Origin of the sequence: Pseudoramibacter alactolyticus ATCC 23263 (assembly GCF_000185505.1) — a bacterium.
Lineage (GTDB): Bacteria > Bacillota > Clostridia > Eubacteriales > Eubacteriaceae > Pseudoramibacter > Pseudoramibacter alactolyticus.
The window spans coordinates 769,430-771,629 of sequence record NZ_GL622359.1 but is presented as its reverse complement, the minus strand read 5'-3'; the positions used below and the strand labels follow the sequence as shown (position 1 = coordinate 771,629).

At 42.1% G+C, this 2,200-nt stretch carries 1 protein-coding gene and 1 pseudogene; one reads left to right on the top strand and one right to left on the bottom strand.

Features of this window, described 5'->3' with window-relative positions; all coding sequences use genetic code 11:
* Nucleotides 1–143: 143 nt before the first annotated feature.
* Nucleotides 144–557, bottom strand: coding sequence for a DUF4854 domain-containing protein (locus HMPREF0721_RS03630; protein ID WP_006598205.1), 414 nt, complete (start codon nt 555–557; stop codon nt 144–146).
* Nucleotides 558–732: 175 nt separating this feature from the next.
* On the opposite strand from HMPREF0721_RS03630, the pseudogene HMPREF0721_RS03625 reads away from it, so the two are divergent.
* Nucleotides 733–2,152: pseudogene (locus HMPREF0721_RS03625) on the top strand (sodium-dependent transporter).
* Nucleotides 2,153–2,200 lie beyond the last annotated feature (48 nt).

Below are 2,200 nucleotides of genomic sequence, written 5' to 3'. Positions count from 1 at the left end.
TTTGAACGGAGCTATGAAGAGAATGCGAGAGCATGATCCTCATGGCCGAAACAGAAAGCCAGCGCCTTGAGACGCTGGCCTGGTATCCCATGGCTTATTGCCCTGGAGCAAACTACCCTTTGGAAGGGTGGGTGTGATGGATGCTATTTGACAATTCCTTTGTTGTCATAGGTGATATTATAGAGTGTGTCACCGCTTTTATCTTTTACGACGATTTTCATTTTGATTCCGGAGATATCGGTTTTATCTTCTAATTCCTTGATCAGGTTGACAAAGGTACTCTTTTCCTGGGTAAAAGCAGATTCAAAACTGCTGGTGTATAAACTTTTGCTATCTTCGCTGACGTCGCTACCGTAGTGATAGACATAGGTTACAAGGTTATCTTTAATGTTGATATCCATATTATTTTTTTTGCCAACACGATCGAGTTCTTTTTGAACTGATTTGTCCTTGCTGACAGCTTCTTCCAAAGTTGAGGCACCGCAGGCTGTGAGGACGCCGACAAATGCTGTTAGAATCAGACACAAAGTAACCACTTGGAGTAGTCTTTTTTTCATGATAATGCTCCTTTAATAATGATTAATTATTTTTATAATAATGGATCAGTAGATAAAAGTCAATTGTCAATAATTATTTATTAAAAAGAAACTTTTCGAGGAAGAAAACCTATGCTATAATTAAAAAAATCTTAAAGCATATAAGAAAGAAGTCAAAAGGAGTAAAGGAGTATCTATGGACGAAAAAAAGAAAAGCAAAAAAGGCGGCTTTTCTGGACAGCTGGGCTTTGTGATGGCAGCTGCCGGATCGGCTGTTGGGGTCGGCAATATTTGGCGTTTCCCTTATTTGGCAGCAAAGGACGGCGGCGGCGTTTTTTTGATTATTTATTTGATTTTGGTGCTGACCTTTGGTTTTACGCTTTTAACTAATGATATTGGCATTGGCAGAAAAACTCAGAAATCATCCATTCAAGCCTATGATCAGGTAAAAAGAGGCTGGGGATTTTTGGGGAAAATCACCTTTGCTGTGCCGGCCATTATCATGACCTATTATGCAGTGATCGGCGGGTGGATTTTAAAATATATCATTGTCTATTTAACCGGTGCGGGAAAAGCGGCAGCGGCGGATACTTATTTTACAAGCTTTATCACAGCACCGATTTCTCCGGTTGTTTACGGGCTGATCTTCATGCTTTTAACCATTGGTGATCGTATATCGCGGAGTTGAGAATGGAATCGAAAAATTTTCTAAATGGGTGATGCCCGCTCTGTTCGTGATGATTCTGGTAATCGCTGTTTTTTCACTGACCTTATCGCACAAAACAGGTAATGGCTCAGTGCGGACAGGCATGCAGGGATTGGGTGTTTACTTGATTCCCAATTTTAAAGGGATGACGTTTGGCCGTTTCATGCAGATTTTGTTGGATGCGATGAGCCAGCTTTTCTTTTCGCTGTCGGTATCCATGGGGATCATGATTACGTATGGCTCTTATGTTAAAAAAGATGTGGATCTCAATCGGTCGATCAATTTGATTGAAATTTTTGATACGGTGGTGGCTTTTTTGGCAGGCATGATGATCATTCCGGCGATTTATGTTTTTTCCGGTGTTAAGGGAATGGCAGCCGGGCCGAGCCTGATTTTTGTTTCTTTGCCCAAAGTCTTCGCGGAAATGGGCGTTGCAGGGCCGATTGTCGGCGGTGTCTTTTTTGTGATGGTGGCCTTTGCGGCAATGACATCCTGCATTTCGGTGCTGGAAACCCTGGTTGCGAACTGCATGGAAATCTTCAATGCCTCCCGCAAAAAAGTGACATTGATTTTGGGAACGGTCTATCTGGGGATGACTCTCATCATCTGCCTTGGCTATACCGTTTTTTATTTTGAACTGAAGCTTCCCAACGGTTCGGTCGGACAACTCTTAGACCTCGCCGATTATGTATCCAATAGTTTCCTGATGCCGATCACGTCGCTGCTTTCCTGCATTTTGATCGGCTGGGTAATTGGGCCTAAATACGTTATTGATGAAATGGAACTCAATGGGGAACATTTTAGACGGCAGCGTATTTATATCGTGATGGTGAAATACGTCGCGCCGATTATTATGTTTGCGTTGTTTTTGCAGTCGGCCGGCATTTTAAATTTGTTGCACATTCAATAATGTTTGAATCAAGTTATAAAAAGAGGCTAAACTTATGATGTGCCCCCC